The organism is Pseudomonas sp. MF09156, from assembly GCF_059862305.1.
The window spans coordinates 16,622-31,065 of sequence record NZ_JCBCUR010000013.1; the positions used below are offsets into that span (position 1 = coordinate 16,622).

The following is a 14,444-nucleotide window of genomic DNA, read 5'->3' on the forward strand; positions in this document are numbered from 1 at the left end:
ACCAACGGCACTCCCTCTGAAGGCGCCTGAGCCTTGTGCCGTCAATCGCGCAGCGCGTGCCACAGATTGAAGAGGAAGCAGCGCCACTCAACGCCACTTAGTAAGTGACGGTTGCGCTACAAACCCGCAAAATGCAACGATTCTGGCAAATACTAACGGCACGGCATCAACGCCTGTCGATAATAGCCATCGTTCCAAACAGACCGGGCCTGCTCAATCTATGCGAATGCGCCTTATGTTACTGGGCGGCGGGAATGCCCTCGGGCAGGCGCTGATTCGCCTCGGTGCAGAGGAAGATATCGGTTTCCTCGCCCCGCGCCCGCCACAAGACGGCTGGGATGCCGCCAGCCTTACCCAATTGCTCGACGACACCCGTCCCGATGCCTTGATCAATCTCGCCTACTATTTCGACTGGTTCCAGGCCGAAAGCGTGAACGAGGCGCGCCTGGCCGGGCAGGAATCTGCTGTCGAGCGCCTGGCGGAACTGTGCCAGCACCACAACATCACCCTGCTGCAACCGTCCAGCTATCGGGTGTTCGATGGCTCGCGCGCCACCGCCTACAGCGAAAAAGACGAACCCGTGCCCCTGGGCCTGCGCGGCCAGGCGTTATGGCGCATTGAGCAAAGCGTACGCGCGACCTGCCCGCAACATGTGCTACTGCGCTTTGGCTGGTTGCTCGATGACAGTGTCGACGGCGCGCTCGGGCGTTTCCTGGCGCGTGCCGAGAAACCCGAGGAGTTGTTGTTGGCCGATGATCGACGGGGCAACCCGACGCCGGTAGACGATGCGGCACGGGTGATTATCTCGGTGCTCAAGCAGCTCGATTGTGCGGCGCCGCTGTGGGGCACCTACCATTACGCGGGGCAAGAGGCGACCACCCCTGTGGCCCTTGGCCAGGCGATCCTCACCGAAGCGCGTAACTTCCATGCGCTGGCGGTCGAAGCACCGACAGCCCAGGCCCACGCCGCGCGGCCAGATGCCGCCGACGAACCGCAACACGCAGTGCTGGCCTGCAAGAAGATCCTGCATACATTCGGCATCAAGCCACGGGCGTGGCGTGCGGGGCTGCCGGCGTTGCTGGACCGCTTCTACCGGCATCACTAGCTGACAGAACGCAAAAAAATGTGGGAGCAGGCATGTGTGGGAGCTGGCTTGCCTGCGATGCAGACACCTCGGTCTATCAAAGACACCGAGGCGATGCTATCGCAGGCAGCCAGCTCCCACACAAGCCCGCTCCCACATTGTTGTGTGGCGTTTGTTAAGTCGTGCTTAGAACTTGTAGCCGATACCCACCATGTAGACCATTGGATCCACGTCCACATTGACCTTGGCACGAGTACCCGCCGCCAGGGCGTTGTTGTCCACGGTGGCTTTGGTGCTGATGTCGATGTAGCGCACCTGGCCGTTGATCATCCACTTGTCGTTGATCATGTAGTCCGCACCGATCTGCGCGGCCCAGCCCCAGGAGTTCTCGGCCTTGAAGTTGCTGAAGCCTTCGCCCTGGGCGCGGCTGCCGACGTGTTCGTCATAGATCCAGGTGTAGTTGATACCGGCACCGACGTAGGGCTGGAACGCCGACTTGCTGTCCAGCGGGTAGTACACGACGCTCAGGGTTGGCGGCAGGTGCTTGAGGGTACCAAGCTTGCCGTTGGCGGCGCCGAGGGCGGTGTTCTTGATCTTCACATCATGCTCGAACGGCGTGGCCGCCAGCAGCTCGATACCGACGTGGTTGGTCAGCATGTAGGCGAAGTTGAGGCCCAGTTGCGTGTCGCTGCTCATGGTCGCCTTGCCGCCCAGGTTGGTGCCGGCCAATGGACCCTGGTCAACCTTGACGCTGCCGCTGTCGGCCTTTGGGTTAACGGTGATGGCACCGGCGCGAACGAGGATGTCGCCAGCTTCGTGGGCATGGGCGAGAGGGGCGGCGAGTGCAAGCGCGAAGAGGGAAGCGCTGAGCAGTGACTTGTGCATGGGTGGCTCCAAAGGACGTTTTTAGTTGGCTGTGTCCAATGGTAAAGATCGCTGCGGCGGGGCTTTTGACTCAGCTCAATGAAACGGTGATCAGCCAAGTCCGCCGCCAATCAACAGTTTGGGCGCGGGCTTGCCCGCGATTGCAGACTGTCAGTCGCTGCATTTGTCGCTGACCCACCGCCATCGCGGCGATGCGGCGACCCGACAAGCCCCACATTTGATTGGTGGTGCTATTCCGGCAACTCATAGATGTAGATCTTCTCGGCCTCCATCTGATAGCCAGCATCTGCCAATTCGCTGGTGGACGGCTTGACCTGCATCTGGCCTTCGATCCAGTACGGCTGGTACAGCTCTTCCAGCTTCACGCCGATCTCGCTGCGCACATGCACGATCTGGTTCGACGGCGGTGGCGGCACATGGATGCAGGCGCCGAAGTACGGCACCAGCAGGAACTCGGTGGTGCGGCCTGCCTCGCTGACTTCCAGCGGCACGATATAACCCGGCAGGCGGATATGCTGGCCGTTGAGGGTCGCCACCACCGGCGCGTTGGGCAAGTCCTGCCTGGCCGCTGGCGCGGCTTCCGCCGACAGGGCGTCGGCCATGTTCGACAGGTCGTGCAGCGGCGTCATATTCGGCACTTCCACCGGCGCATCCGGCGGAATCATTTCTTGCCACGACAAGTCCCGGGGCGCCTCGGCCCAGGCGGGCAGGGCCGCCATCAATAACAGCGCAAGCAGGGCACGGCGCATCAAAGCCTTCCTCATAAACGGATCGACAGACCATCGGCCAACGATTGGCGATAGGCGCGCCAGGCCGGCACGCTGCCCATCAGCAGGGCAGCGGCCAGGATACCGGCGAGCAGCGTCCATTCATACGGGCTGGGCAGCGCCAGCGGCAGGTCCAGGCCGTAATTGGCCTGCAAATAGCCACGGGACGCGGCGATGCACACATACAGCAGGCCGACCCCCGCGACCACTCCGGCCAGTGCCAGGGCGAACGCCTCGAAAACCAGCAGGCTCGCAATGTGCCACGGCCGTGCGCCCACTGAGCGCAGGATTGCCATTTCCCGGCGGCGCTCGTTGAGGCTGGTGAGGATTGCGGTGAGCATGCCGATCAACCCGGTCAGCACGACAAACAGCGAGATCACGAACAGCGCTTTTTCGGCGGTGCCCATCATGCTCCACAGCTCTTGCAGGGCCACGCCGGGGAGGATCGCCAGCATCGGTTCGCCACGGAATTCGTTGATCTGCCGTTGCAGGGCAAAGGTCGAAATCTTGTTGTTCAGCCCCAGCATAAACGCGGTGATGGCTTGCGGCGTGAGGTCCATGTTACGCGCCTGGTCGGCACTGATCCGGCCCTTGCCCTGGGCCGGCACGCCGTTGTGCCAGTCGATGTGGATCGCCTCCATGCCGCCGAGGCTGATGTGCAGCGTGCGGTCCACCGGGGTGCCGGTGCGTTGCAGGATACCGACCACGGTGAACGGCTTGTCATCGTGCTTGACCAGGCTGACCACCGCCACGCCGTGGGCCAGCACCAGCTTGTCTCCGAGCGTGTAGTGCAGGGCGTCGGCCACTTCGGCGCCGAGCACCACTTCAAACGGGTCGGTATCAAACGCGCGGCCACTGGCCAATTGCAGGTTTTGCTTGCGGCCGTACTGGTAATGCTCGAAGTAGGCCTGAGTGGTGCCCATCACCCGGTAGCCGCGATGGGAGTCGCCGAGGGACATGGGGATTGCCCATTTCACCTGCGGGCTGACGGCAAAGTGCTCGAAGCTGTCCCAGCGGATGTTGTTGGTGGCGTTGCCAATGCGAAATACCGAGTACAACAGCAGGTTGACCGAGCCGGAACGGGCGCCGACGATCAGGTCGGTGCCGCTGATGGTGCTGGCAAAGCTGGCGCGGGCCTCGGTACGCACGCGCTCTACCGCCAACAACAGGCACACCGACAGGGCGATGGCGAAGGCGGTGAGGATCGCGGTAAAGCGGCGGTTTGCCAGGCTGGCCATGGCTAGACGGAACAAATACATCTCAAACCTCGAGCGGCGTGGCGGCGCGATTGAGCTCGGCCAGCGACAGGTTGCGGTCGAACAGCGAAGCCAGGCTCTGGTCATGGCTGACGAACAACAGGCTGGCGCCCGCCTCGCGGCATTCGGCGAACAACAGTTGAAGGAAGGCTTCCCGGGCGTCGTGGTCCAGGGCCGAGGTCGGTTCGTCGGCGATCACCAGTTCCGGCTGGCCGATCAATGCCCGGGCGGCGGCCACCCGTTGTTGCTGGCCGATCGACAGCGCATCGGCGCGGCGCCCGAGCAAGTCAGGGTCCTTGAGACCCAGGTGTGCGAGCAGGGTCGCGGCGGCCTGGTCGACACTGCCATGGCGCTGGATCGCCCGCTGCGCGCGCAGCTTGGAGAAGTGGCAAGGCAGTTCGACGTTCTCGCGGACCGAGAGAAACGGCAGCAGGTTGAACTGCTGGAAGATATAGCCGGTGTGGTCGACCCGAAACCGATCACGGGCGCCGGCCGACAAGTCGGTCAACTCCTGGCCCAGCAGGCGGATGCTGCCACGGCTGGGTGTCTGCACCCCGCCCAGCAGGCCGAGCAAGGTGGTTTTGCCGCTGCCGCTGGGGCCCTTGAGGAACAGGGTTTCCCCCGGCTCCAGGCGAAACGCCGGGATGTCCAGCAACTGCGGGTGACCGGGCCAGTTAAAGCCCAGGTCGGACAGTTCGATCAGTGCTTGGGTCATGGGAACTCAATATCACCTGCAGAGCGCGGTCACCTGTGGGAGTTGGCTTGCCTGCGATGCAGACGACGCGGTGGATCAGTGACACCGCGTCGATGCCATCGCAGGCAAGCCAGCTCCTACATCAACCGTGTGGGGTCAGAATTTCAGGGTCGCGGCAGCCGCCGTTGCTTCAACACCCTGCTGGCCGCTTGGGCCGATCAGTTGTACCTGAATTTTCTGGGTGGCGGGGAAGGTCTTGAAGATGTTCGCCAGGTCGAGATTTTTCAGCGCTGTGGGGTTGGCGCAGGTGAACTGGTAGTGAGCGTGGATTTCACTGTGATCGTGGTCATGGGCGGCCGCGCCTTTGCCATCGGTGGCGTGGTCATGATCGTCTTCTGGCTTGTCGCCAAACAGCGGGCTTTCCAGCTCCTGGGTGCTGACCACGCAACCGGCAGCCTTGGGCAGGCTGAACAGCACCAGCGGTTGTTCCAACTGCTTGCGGGCGGCAGCGACCTTGGCTTTGTCGGCGTCGGTGGTGGCCAGGTGTTCGAAACCCACCAAGTTCATCGCCGGGCTTTCCAGCTCCAGTTCCAGCGCCTTGCCGTCCAGCACCGCATTCAGGCGGCCAACGCCGTGTTCGTGGGCGTCCAGGCTGCCATGTTCATGGTCATGATCGTGGTTATGTTCGTCGGCGGCCTGGGCAGCCAGTGGCAACAGGGCAAACGGCAAAGCGAGCAACAGGCGGCGCATAGGGAGACTCCAGGGCGTGAATGAAGATTTTGTTATGTGATCTTATAACAAAAGTGCCGAGAGTTTGACCCTCTGCTTGGCGTTGCGCAAGACGCGTGGGAGCATGCTCGTCAGAAAAGTGCTGGAGGACGAGCAATGATGCGAATTCGTGGAACCATCGGCGAGCTGCCCGTGGACTTGACCCTGGAGCTGGACGAAAGCGATTGGGCGCGGCTGGGCGTGCACCTGCAGACGGCCACGCCGGCGCCGGAGGCAGTGCCCGCCGCTGCGCCGGTCAATCAGGATGAAAATCTGTGGCAGGCCGCCCAGGACCTGCTGCGCGAGGCCGGGCAACTCAGCGGGTTGGAGTTGTCGGATCGCCTCGAAGCGCTGGCCGGCAGCGCCCAGGCCGGCAAGCGCCTGCTGGTGCGCTTGCGCCATAGCGCCAAGGTGAAGGTGTCCAGCGGCGGGGATACGCCGCAGTACAGTTGGATCGCGGATTAGTACAGCGCGGCAAACAACTTGCGGCGATACACCGTGACCAGCGGGTGGTCGTTGCCCAGCAACTCGAACACTTGCAGCAGCGTCTTGTGCGGCAGGCCTTCGTTGTAGCTGCGGTTGCGGATAAACAACTTCAGCAAGCCTTCCAGCGCCGCGTCGTATTGCTGGCGGGCCAATTGCTGCACGGCCAGTTGATACGCCGCTTCATCGTCTTGCGGGTTCTGCGCCAGGCGCGCCTTGAGGTCAGCGGTGTCCGGCAGGTCGGCCGCCTGGCGCAGGAAAGTGATCTGCGCCTTGGCGCCGGCGAGGGCCGCCTTGTGCGCGTCGCTCTTGACTGCATCGAGCACGGCCTGCGCTTCGCCCAGTTCGCCACGCTCGGCCAGGCAGCGGGCGTAAAGGATCAACGCGGCGGCGTTGGTGTTGTCTTCACCGAGCAAGGCCACCAGCACCGCCTCGGCCTCACTGATCCGGCCTTCGGCAAACAGCGCCTGGGCCTGTTCCAGCGGATCCGCCTCAGCCGGTGGCGGCATCTGCACATGGGGCTCCAGCAGTGCGCGAATCTCAGACTCGGGCTTGGCCCCGGCAAACCCATCCACCGGCTGGCCGTCCTTGAACAGCACCACGGTCGGCAGGCTGCGGATACCAAAACGCGCGACAATATCCTGCTCGGCTTCGCAATCGACCTTGGCCAGCAGCAACTCGCCCTGATAACTCTCGGCAATCTGCGCCAGCAACGGCATCAACGCCTTGCACGGCGCACACCATTCGGCCCAGAAATCCACCAGCACGGGTTTGTGGAACGAGTTTTCGATGACAGCCTGGTCGAAGGTGGCGGTGGTGACATCGAAAATGTAGGGCGTGGGCTCACTCATGGGGTATCTCGAAGAAAGCGGGAATGGGGCAACTATAAGGCTTGGTGGGGTTGGCTGAAAGCGTGGGCAGGTCAAACAGGCTTTGTAGGCGCCGGCTTGCCGGCGATGGCCTCAAGACCTGCGCGAATGGTACAGACTCACTTTACGAAACTCCCAAGGCTCCGCCAGGTCCGGCAGCGTCAGCGCCTCGAGGATCCCCAGCCGTTGGTAATCGGGATGTTGGAAATCGCGTACCCGCGAATCGGCGACCAATGCTTGCCGTCCGCGTGTGAGGAATTGATCCAGCAGCGGCAGGTTCGCCCGGTCGTACAGCACGTCGGCCACCAGGATCAGGTCGAAACGATCGGCTTCGGCAAAAAAATCCGCCGAATAACCCAGCGTTACGCCATTGAGTTGCGCATTCGCACGGCAGGCGCCCAGTGCCAGTGGGTCGAGGTCGCAAGCCACCACTTCCAGGGCGCCGGCTTTCACGGCGGCAATCCCTGCCACCCCGGAGCCGGCGCCAAAATCCAGGACGCGCTTGCCCGCCACCCACTCGGGGTTGGCGGCCAGGTAGCGGGCCAGTGCCAGGCCACTGGCCCAGCAGAAGCTCCAGTAGGGCGGCTCATGGAGGATGCGCCGGGTTTCTTCGGGGCTGAAGGCGCGGTCCATGTTGTCGGCGTCCAGCAGCCACAACGACAGGTCGGTGCCCGGTAACGGGCAGGGCACCAGTTGCGCGTCGCCGATCAGTTCGCTCAAGGCCCGTTGCAGGTGCAGCGGTGGCGTCATGGTGCGCGAACGAGTTGCAGCGGCCCGGTGGTCTGGGTGATCGGCTGTTGGATGCGCACCGCCGGCAGGTGCAGGATCAACTGCCCGGACTGGCTGGCACGCCCTCGCAGCTCAACGCGGGCACCGGCGGGGAACGCTTGCGGGTTGAAGCGCAGGCGAAAGGCCAGCGGTTTGTTGTTGCCGATCAGCACGCTGCTGGCCAGCAGTTGTTGCGGGCGGCTGCGGTCGTCGATCACCAGCAGTGCCAGTTCCACTTCGGCGCCGGCCGGTACGCCGTTGAGGGTGCCGCTCACTTCACGCTGGTAGGCCGGCAATGGCCCGAGCGGTTCCTGGCCGGGGATTTTTTTCTCTTGTTGCGGCGTCGGTTGCGGGGCCGCTGGTTTTGGCGCTTCGCTGCTGCACGCGACCAGGAAACTGAACATTGTGAGTAAAACCAGCGGTCGTAACGGCATGTACGGCTCCAAAAAGGGCAAAAATCCGTGAACTAAACATAAGAAACATAATAGTCAGCCTATATACCGTAAAGGCTATGGCTTGTCTTGCCACGGGGATGCGCTACCATGGCCCTCCCTTTTTTTGTTGCCTGCCACCATGCACTGTCCCTTCTGCGGTGCCAACGACACCAAGGTCATTGACTCGCGTCTGGTCGCCGAGGGCGATCAAGTACGTCGCCGGCGCGAATGCCTGGCCTGCGGTGAACGTTTCACCACCTTCGAAACCGCCGAACTGGTACTGCCACGCCTGATCAAGTCCGACGGCAGCCGCCAGCCCTTTGACGAAGACAAATTGCGCGCCGGTATGCAGCGCGCCCTGGAAAAACGCCCGGTGAGTGTCGAGCGGCTGGAGGCGGCGCTGGCGCATATCAAGCACAAGCTGCGCGCGACCGGCGAGCGCGAGGTCAAGAGCCTGGTGGTGGGAGAGCTGGTGATGGGCGAGCTGCAAAAGCTCGACGAAGTTGCCTACATTCGTTTCGCCTCGGTGTATCGACGCTTCCAGGACCTCAACGAGTTCCGCGAAGAGATCGACCGCCTGGCCCGTGAGCCGGTCAAAGAATGAACCCTCCTTCTGCAGAACAGGCTGTGCTCGACGCCCATTACATGGCCCGCGCCCTCGAATTGGCGCGCAAGGGCCTGTACACCACCCATCCCAACCCTCGGGTCGGCTGCGTGATTGTGCGCGATGGGCAGATTGTCGGCGAAGGCTGGCACGAGCGCACCGGCGAGCCCCATGCCGAGCCCAACGCCTTGCGCGCCGCTGGCGACAAAGCCCGCGGTGCCACGGTGTACGTGACGCTTGAACCGTGCAGCCATTATGGTCATACGCCGCCCTGCGCCGAAGCGCTGGTGAGCGCTGGCGTGGCACGGGTGGTCGCGGGTATGCAGGACCCGAACCCGGAAGTGGCCGGGCGTGGCATGCAGCGCCTGGCCCAGGCCGGTATCGAGGTGCTCAGCGGCGTGCTGGAAAGCCAGGCGCGTGCCCTGAACCCTGGGTTCCTCAAACGCATGGAGCATGGCCTGCCGTTTGTGCGGGTCAAGCTGGCGATGAGCCTGGACGGCCGCACCGCGATGGCCAGTGGCGAGAGCCAATGGATCACCGGCCCCGCCGCCCGCGCCGCCGTGCAGCGCCTGCGTGCCCAGGCCAGTGTGGTGCTGACCGGTGCCGATACCGTGCTGGCCGATGGTGCGCGCCTGACCGTGCGTGCCGCCGAACTGGGCCTGGATGCCGAAACCACGGCCCTGGCCATGTCGCGCCCACCGCTGCGCGTGCTGATCGACGGTCGCCTGCGGGTGCCGCTCAATGCGCCGTTCTTCAAGGCCGGGCCGGCCCTGGTCATCACCTGCGTGACCCCGGAGAACCAGTTCCCCCGTGGCCCGGAATGCCTGGTGGTGCCGGGTGTCGACGGCCAGGTCGACCTGCGCTCGGCGCTGGTGGCGCTGGCGGCCCGTGGCGTCAACGAGGTGCTGGTGGAAGCCGGCCCAAGCCTGGCGGGCGCGTTTGCCCAGCAGGGCCTGGTGGACGAGTATGTGATTTTCATCGCTGGCAAGTTCCTGGGCTCCGCCGCCCGGCCTTTGCTCGACTGGCCGCTTGAGAAACTGGCCGACGCCCCCCAACTCAAGATCACTGAAATGCGCGCTGTAGGCGACGACTGGCGAGTCACTGCCATACCTGTGCCAGCAGCGAGCGTATAATTCCGACCGGGCGCCCAGGCGCCCGTACCGTTTTCCAGGAGAAGGCCATGTTCACCGGCATTATCGAATCCATCGGCAGCATCCGCGCCATGACCCCCAAAGGCGGCGACGTGCGCCTGCTGGTTGAAACCGGCAAGCTGGACCTTGGCGACGTCAAGCTGGGCGACAGCATCGCCGTCAGCGGCGTGTGCCTGACCGTCATCGAACTGCCGGGCAATGGCTTTGCCGCCGACGTCAGCCGGGAAACCCTGGACTGCACCGCGATGAATGACCTCAAGGCCGGCAGCCCGGTCAACCTGGAAAAAGCCCTGACCCCGACCACCCGCCTGGGCGGCCACCTGGTCAGCGGCCATGTCGACGGCGTCGGCGAAGTAGTGGCACGCAGCGAAAACGCGCGGGCCGTGGAATTTCGCATCCGTGCGCCGAAAGAATTGGCCAAGTACATCGCCCACAAAGGCTCGATCACCGTCGACGGCACCAGCCTGACCGTGAACGCCGTCAATGGCGCCGAATTCGAACTGACCATCATTCCCCACACCCTCAGCGAAACCATCATGGCGTCTTACCAGCCAGGTCGCCGGGTGAACCTGGAAGTCGACTTGCTTGCCCGTTACCTGGAGCGCCTTCTGCTTGGCGATAAGGCCGCAGAGCCAAGCCTTTCTCAAGGGCCGAGTAACATCACCGAAAGTTTTCTGGCCGCTAACGGCTACCTGAAATCCTGACCAAGGGGGTGCCGCGTGGCGCTCAATAGCATCGAAGAACTGGTTGAAGATATCCGCCAAGGCAAGATGGTCATCCTGATGGATGACGAAGACCGCGAGAACGAAGGCGACCTGATCATGGCCGCCGAGTTGTGCCAGCCTGAACACATCAACTTCATGGCCAAGCACGCCCGTGGCCTGATCTGCATGCCCATGAGCCGCGAGCGCTGCGAACTGCTCAAGCTGCCGCTGATGGCACCGCGCAATGGTTCTGGGTTTGGCACTAAGTTCACCGTCTCGATTGAAGCGACCACCGGCGTGACCACCGGCATCTCTGCCGCTGACCGCGCCCGCACCGTGCAAGCCGCGGCTGCCAAAGACGCCAAGGCCGAAGACATTGTCAGCCCTGGCCACATCTTCCCGCTGATGGCCCAGCCCGGTGGCACCCTGGCCCGTGCCGGCCATACCGAAGCTGCCTGCGACCTGGCGCGCATGGCCGGTTTCGAGCCGAGCGGGGTGATCTGCGAAGTGATGAATGACGACGGCACCATGGCCCGTCGCCCGGAGCTGGAAGCCTTTGCCGCCGAGCACAACATCAAGATCGGCACCATCGCCGACCTGATTCACTACCGGATGATCCACGAACGTACCGTTCAGCGGATTGCCGAGCAGCCGCTGGACAGCGAACTGGGGCATTTCAACCTGGTGACCTACCGTGATTCGGTGGAAGGCGACGTGCACATGGCGCTGACCCTGGGCAACATCTGCGCCGAAGAGCCGACCCTGGTGCGCGTGCACAACATGGACCCGCTGCGCGACCTGTTGATGGTCAAGCAGCCGGGCCGTTGGAGCCTGCGAGCCGCCATGGCTGCGGTTTCCGAGGCGGGCAGCGGGGTCGTGCTGCTGTTGGGTAACCCGGTGGATGGCGACGTGCTGCTGGCCCATATCCGCGAAAGCGCTGACCAGGTGCCGGTGAAAAAACCGACCACCTACAGCATCGTCGGCGCCGGTTCGCAGATCCTGCGTGACCTGGGCGTGCGCAAAATGCGCTTGATGAGTGCGCCAATGAAATTTAATGCGATATCCGGTTTCGACCTGGAAGTAGTAGAATACGTGCCCTCCGAATAAAGGCCGGCGATTGTCGCACCTTGTTCGCGGTTCAAATATCACTAAGGGGCGCGTCAGATACGCGTCCCGGCTCTTTAAGAGATTTGTCGAATGACCCTGAAGACCATCGAAGGTACCTTCATCGCCCCCAAAGGCCGCTACGCCCTGGTGGTTGGCCGCTTCAACAGCTTCGTGGTTGAAAGCCTGGTAAGCGGTGCCGTGGACGCCCTGGTTCGCCACGGTGTGAGCGAAAGCGATATCACGATTATCCGTGCCCCTGGCGCCTTCGAAATTCCACTGGTTGCGCAGAAAGTCGCGCAACAAGGCGAATACGCAGCAATCATCGCCCTGGGCGCGGTCATTCGTGGCGGCACCCCGCATTTCGAATACGTGGCTGGCGAGTGCACCAAGGGCCTGGCCCAGGTGTCCATGGAGTTCGGCGTGCCAGTGGCCTTCGGCGTCCTGACTGTTGATTCCATCGAGCAAGCCATCGAGCGTTCCGGCACCAAGGCCGGTAACAAAGGCGCTGAAGCTGCCCTGTCCGCGCTGGAAATGGTCAGCCTGCTGTCGCAGTTGGAGGCCAAGTGATTTCCGACGAGAGCGATCGTTTCAACCCGCGCGAGCCACGTCCTGCGGACGCCGGCAAACCATCGAAGAACGAAAAGCGCCGGGCTGCCCGTCAGTTGGCGACCCAGGCGCTGTATCAGCGTCAGATGGCGGGTACTTCGCTGAACGAAATCGAAGCGCAGTTTCGCGTCGACAACGATTTTACCTTCGCCGACCTGCCGTACTTCCACGACATCCTGCACGGTGTGCATGCCAATCTGAGCGAGATCGACACAGCCCTGGCACCCTGCCTGGACCTGACCCTCGAAGAGCTGGACCCGGTTGAACTGTGCGTGATGCGCCTGTCCACCTGGGAGCTGCTCAAGCGCGTTGACGTGCCTTACCGCGTAGTGATCAACGAAGGTATCGAATTGGCGAAAGTCTACGGTTCGACCGACGGTCACAAGTTCGTCAACGGCGTGCTCGACAAGCTGGCCCCGCGCCTGCGTGAAGCCGAAGTGAAGGCGTACAAGCGCTAACCTGCGCTTGGCTCCCTGATGGGCGAGTTCGAGCTGATCCGCACCTACTTCGCCGCCGCGCCCTGTGCGCAAGGCGGCGAGGGCATTGCCCTGGGGATCGGCGACGACTGCGCCTTGCTGGCGGTTCCCCCCGGGGAACAGCTGGCAATTTCCACCGATACCCTGGTGGCCGGCGTGCACTTTGCCGACCCCTGCGATCCGTTCCTGCTCGGCCAGCGCTCGCTGGCGGTGGCAGTCAGCGATCTGGCGGCCATGGGCGCCAATCCCCTGGCCTTTACCCTTGCACTCACCCTACCGACGGTCGCGGCCGATTGGTTGCAGCGCTATGCCCAGGGTTTGAACGCCATGGCCCAGCGCTGCGGCGTGGGCCTGGTGGGCGGCGATACCACTCGTGGGCCGCTGAGCCTGACCGTCACCGTGTTTGGCCGTGTCCCGGCGGGCCTGGCGTTGACTCGCAGTGGCGCGCAGCCGGGCGACCTGCTGTGTGTCGGCGGTGACCTGGGCAATGCCGCCGCAGCCTTGCCGTTGGTGTTGGGCCAGCGTAGTGCCGCGGCGGATGTCGCCGAACCGTTGCTGGGCCATTACTGGTCGCCGCAACCGCAGTTGGCCCTGGGCATAGCGTTGCGTGGCAAGGCGACGTCTGCGTTGGATATTTCCGACGGCCTTCTAGCCGATTGCGGGCATATCGCCAAGGCGTCAGGCGTAAGCCTGGTGATCGAGCGGCAACGGCTGCCGCTGTCGGCGGCGCTGCTGGCCTTTCTCGGCGATGACGGTGCGCGGGCTGCCGCCTTGAGCGGTGGCGACGATTATGTCCTCGCGTTCACCCTGCCGCCCGCTGAGCTGGCGCCGTTGCTGGCCGACGGTTGGCCGGTGCAGGTTGTCGGGCGTGTGGAAGCGGGGGCGGGCGTCAGGCTGCTGGATGCCCGCGGCCACGACATCACCCCGGCCGTGCGCGGCTATCAGCATTTTCGCCAGGCGCCGTGACACGGCGGGCTGCGCTACCCTTTACAGCGTTGTAGAACAGATCGCTTTTCCCAGGAGGACGTCATCATGGGGCTACGTCGCTGGTTGCTGATCCTGCTGTGTGTTGTCGCGCCTGGCGTATGGGCCGATGACAGCTCTGAAGTGCCCAGCCAGATCCGTCTGGCCAGTGAAACCTGGAATGACTACACCAACGCCGACGGCAGCGGCCTGGCCTGGGATGTGTTGCGGGAAATCTTCGAGCCGGCCGGGGTCAAGGTCAAGATTCGCAGCGTGCCCTACACCCGCTCAGTCGGCCTGGCACGGCGGGGCGAAGTGGATGCCTGGGTCGGCTCCTATCATGATGAAACCGAAGGCGTGCTGTACGCCCGCTGGAACTATGACGCCGACCACATCTACGCCCTGGGCCTGGCGGGCAGCCCCGTACCGACCCTGGTGACCCTGGGTACTTACCGCCTGGCCTGGGTGCGCGGCTACAAGTACGAGGAGTACCTGCCCAATATTCATCGTTTCAACCAGATCGAGCGTCGTGGCGGGATTTTGCCGATGCTCCAGCACGGGCGGGCCGACTTCTACATCGATGCCCTGGCCGAATTGAAATACATCCTGGGCCAAGCCGACGACCCGTCCGCGTTCAAGCTCACGCACATTGCCGAACTGCCGTTGTTCCTGGGGTTTACCGACAATGAGCGGGGGCGGGCGCTGATGGCGTTGTTTGACCGGCGCATGGAGGCGCTGGTGAAAAGTGGCGAGTTGAAACCGATTTTCCAGCGCTGGAATCAGCCGTATCCGTTTTGACGCCCATAGAACCAAGGCAAAGGCCAA

At 63.5% G+C, this 14,444-nt stretch carries 18 protein-coding genes; 10 read left to right on the plus strand and 8 right to left on the minus strand.

Features of this window, described 5'->3' with window-relative positions; all coding sequences use genetic code 11:
- Positions 1–220: 220 nt before the first annotated feature.
- Complete coding sequence (locus AC19YY_RS22830; protein ID WP_169951349.1) at positions 221–1,105, plus strand: sugar nucleotide-binding protein; 885 nt, start codon at positions 221–223, stop codon at positions 1,103–1,105.
- Positions 1,106–1,270: 165 nt separating this feature from the next.
- Here AC19YY_RS22830 and AC19YY_RS22835 read toward each other — a convergent pair whose 3' ends face one another.
- The 5 genes from AC19YY_RS22835 to AC19YY_RS22855 form a co-directional block, all read right to left on the minus strand.
- A complete protein-coding gene (locus AC19YY_RS22835) occupies positions 1,271–1,969 on the minus strand; it encodes an OmpW/AlkL family protein (protein ID WP_029299417.1) in 699 nt (232 codons plus the stop codon).
- A 230-nt stretch (positions 1,970–2,199) separates the two neighbouring features.
- Positions 2,200–2,718: a DUF3299 domain-containing protein gene (locus AC19YY_RS22840; RefSeq protein WP_169951347.1), complete on the minus strand. Its 519-nt coding sequence runs from the start codon at positions 2,716–2,718 to the stop codon at positions 2,200–2,202.
- An 11-nt stretch (positions 2,719–2,729) separates the two neighbouring features.
- On the minus strand, positions 2,730–3,995 hold the full coding sequence (locus tag AC19YY_RS22845) for an ABC transporter permease (protein ID WP_500604920.1): 1,266 nt from the start codon (positions 3,993–3,995) through the stop codon (positions 2,730–2,732).
- Position 3,996: 1 nt separating this feature from the next.
- Positions 3,997–4,707, minus strand: coding sequence for an ABC transporter ATP-binding protein (locus AC19YY_RS22850; protein WP_169951343.1), 711 nt, complete (start codon positions 4,705–4,707; stop codon positions 3,997–3,999).
- Positions 4,708–4,842: 135 nt separating this feature from the next.
- A complete protein-coding gene (locus tag AC19YY_RS22855; RefSeq protein WP_500604921.1) occupies positions 4,843–5,436 on the minus strand; it encodes a DUF2796 domain-containing protein in 594 nt (197 codons plus the stop codon).
- A 135-nt stretch (positions 5,437–5,571) separates the two neighbouring features.
- On the opposite strand from AC19YY_RS22855, the gene AC19YY_RS22860 reads away from it, so the two are divergent.
- Positions 5,572–5,919 (plus strand): hypothetical protein, encoded by a 348-nt coding sequence (locus AC19YY_RS22860; protein ID WP_500604922.1) that lies wholly within the window; start codon positions 5,572–5,574, stop codon positions 5,917–5,919.
- Here the strand turns inward: AC19YY_RS22860 and trxA are convergent.
- From trxA to AC19YY_RS22875, 3 genes are all read right to left on the minus strand, one after another.
- Positions 5,916–6,788, minus strand: coding sequence for a thioredoxin (trxA, locus tag AC19YY_RS22865; protein WP_169951337.1), 873 nt, complete (start codon positions 6,786–6,788; stop codon positions 5,916–5,918). The two genes, AC19YY_RS22860 and trxA, sit on opposite strands and share 4 nt — an antisense overlap.
- 111 nt (positions 6,789–6,899) lie before the next feature.
- Positions 6,900–7,556, minus strand: a complete 657-nt coding sequence (locus AC19YY_RS22870) for a class I SAM-dependent methyltransferase (RefSeq protein WP_170041645.1) — start codon at positions 7,554–7,556, stop codon at positions 6,900–6,902.
- The gene (locus tag AC19YY_RS22875) at positions 7,553–8,008 is read right to left on the minus strand and encodes a YbaY family lipoprotein (RefSeq protein ID WP_169951333.1); all 456 of its coding nucleotides are present in this window, start codon (positions 8,006–8,008) and stop codon (positions 7,553–7,555) included. The genes AC19YY_RS22870 and AC19YY_RS22875 overlap by 4 nt, the downstream gene beginning before the upstream one ends.
- A 139-nt stretch (positions 8,009–8,147) precedes the next feature.
- Here AC19YY_RS22875 and nrdR point away from each other — a divergent pair, with 139 nt between their 5' ends.
- The 8 genes from nrdR to AC19YY_RS22915 all read left to right on the plus strand — a co-directional run bounded on the left by nrdR (position 8,148) and on the right by AC19YY_RS22915 (position 14,417).
- Positions 8,148–8,612 carry a transcriptional regulator NrdR gene (gene nrdR / locus AC19YY_RS22880; protein WP_057439031.1) on the plus strand — a complete coding sequence of 155 codons (465 nt, stop codon included), beginning with the start codon at positions 8,148–8,150 and terminating at the stop codon, positions 8,610–8,612.
- Positions 8,609–9,745, plus strand: coding sequence for a bifunctional diaminohydroxyphosphoribosylaminopyrimidine deaminase/5-amino-6-(5-phosphoribosylamino)uracil reductase RibD (gene ribD, locus AC19YY_RS22885; RefSeq protein WP_500604923.1), 1,137 nt, complete (start codon positions 8,609–8,611; stop codon positions 9,743–9,745). The genes nrdR and ribD overlap by 4 nt, the downstream gene beginning before the upstream one ends.
- Positions 9,746–9,792: 47 nt before the next feature.
- The gene (locus AC19YY_RS22890) at positions 9,793–10,467 is read left to right on the plus strand and encodes a riboflavin synthase (RefSeq protein WP_169951329.1); all 675 of its coding nucleotides are present in this window, start codon (positions 9,793–9,795) and stop codon (positions 10,465–10,467) included.
- 15 nt (positions 10,468–10,482) lie between these two features.
- Positions 10,483–11,574: a bifunctional 3,4-dihydroxy-2-butanone-4-phosphate synthase/GTP cyclohydrolase II gene (ribBA, locus tag AC19YY_RS22895; protein ID WP_169951326.1), complete on the plus strand. Its 1,092-nt coding sequence runs from the start codon at positions 10,483–10,485 to the stop codon at positions 11,572–11,574.
- A 90-nt stretch (positions 11,575–11,664) separates the two neighbouring features.
- Positions 11,665–12,141, plus strand: coding sequence for a 6,7-dimethyl-8-ribityllumazine synthase (gene ribH / locus AC19YY_RS22900; protein ID WP_003176356.1), 477 nt, complete (start codon positions 11,665–11,667; stop codon positions 12,139–12,141).
- Positions 12,138–12,638, plus strand: a complete 501-nt coding sequence (nusB, locus tag AC19YY_RS22905) for a transcription antitermination factor NusB (protein WP_029299437.1) — start codon at positions 12,138–12,140, stop codon at positions 12,636–12,638. Before ribH ends, nusB begins: the two co-directional genes overlap by 4 nt.
- Positions 12,639–12,656: 18 nt before the next feature.
- Positions 12,657–13,622 carry a thiamine-phosphate kinase gene (gene thiL / locus AC19YY_RS22910; RefSeq protein ID WP_169951324.1) on the plus strand — a complete coding sequence of 322 codons (966 nt, stop codon included), beginning with the start codon at positions 12,657–12,659 and terminating at the stop codon, positions 13,620–13,622.
- Positions 13,623–13,688: 66 nt separating this feature from the next.
- Positions 13,689–14,417 (plus strand): substrate-binding periplasmic protein, encoded by a 729-nt coding sequence (locus tag AC19YY_RS22915; RefSeq protein WP_172312329.1) that lies wholly within the window; start codon positions 13,689–13,691, stop codon positions 14,415–14,417.
- Positions 14,418–14,444 lie beyond the last annotated feature (27 nt).

Coding starts and splice junctions, on each gene's coding strand:
- AC19YY_RS22830 (WP_169951349.1), top strand. CDS start 221: ATGCGAATGCGCCTTATGTTACTGGGCGGCGGGAATGCCCTCGGGCAG.
- AC19YY_RS22835 (WP_029299417.1), bottom strand. CDS start 1,969: ATGCACAAGTCACTGCTCAGCGCTTCCCTCTTCGCGCTTGCACTCGCC.
- AC19YY_RS22840 (WP_169951347.1), bottom strand. CDS start 2,718: ATGCGCCGTGCCCTGCTTGCGCTGTTATTGATGGCGGCCCTGCCCGCC.
- AC19YY_RS22845 (WP_500604920.1), bottom strand. CDS start 3,995: ATGTATTTGTTCCGTCTAGCCATGGCCAGCCTGGCAAACCGCCGCTTT.
- AC19YY_RS22850 (WP_169951343.1), bottom strand. CDS start 4,707: ATGACCCAAGCACTGATCGAACTGTCCGACCTGGGCTTTAACTGGCCC.
- AC19YY_RS22855 (WP_500604921.1), bottom strand. CDS start 5,436: ATGCGCCGCCTGTTGCTCGCTTTGCCGTTTGCCCTGTTGCCACTGGCT.
- AC19YY_RS22860 (WP_500604922.1), top strand. CDS start 5,572: ATGATGCGAATTCGTGGAACCATCGGCGAGCTGCCCGTGGACTTGACC.
- trxA (WP_169951337.1), bottom strand. CDS start 6,788: ATGAGTGAGCCCACGCCCTACATTTTCGATGTCACCACCGCCACCTTC.
- AC19YY_RS22870 (WP_170041645.1), bottom strand. CDS start 7,556: ATGACGCCACCGCTGCACCTGCAACGGGCCTTGAGCGAACTGATCGGC.
- AC19YY_RS22875 (WP_169951333.1), bottom strand. CDS start 8,008: ATGCCGTTACGACCGCTGGTTTTACTCACAATGTTCAGTTTCCTGGTC.
- nrdR (WP_057439031.1), top strand. CDS start 8,148: ATGCACTGTCCCTTCTGCGGTGCCAACGACACCAAGGTCATTGACTCG.
- ribD (WP_500604923.1), top strand. CDS start 8,609: ATGAACCCTCCTTCTGCAGAACAGGCTGTGCTCGACGCCCATTACATG.
- AC19YY_RS22890 (WP_169951329.1), top strand. CDS start 9,793: ATGTTCACCGGCATTATCGAATCCATCGGCAGCATCCGCGCCATGACC.
- ribH (WP_003176356.1), top strand. CDS start 11,665: ATGACCCTGAAGACCATCGAAGGTACCTTCATCGCCCCCAAAGGCCGC.
- thiL (WP_169951324.1), top strand. CDS start 12,657: ATGGGCGAGTTCGAGCTGATCCGCACCTACTTCGCCGCCGCGCCCTGT.
- AC19YY_RS22915 (WP_172312329.1), top strand. CDS start 13,689: ATGGGGCTACGTCGCTGGTTGCTGATCCTGCTGTGTGTTGTCGCGCCT.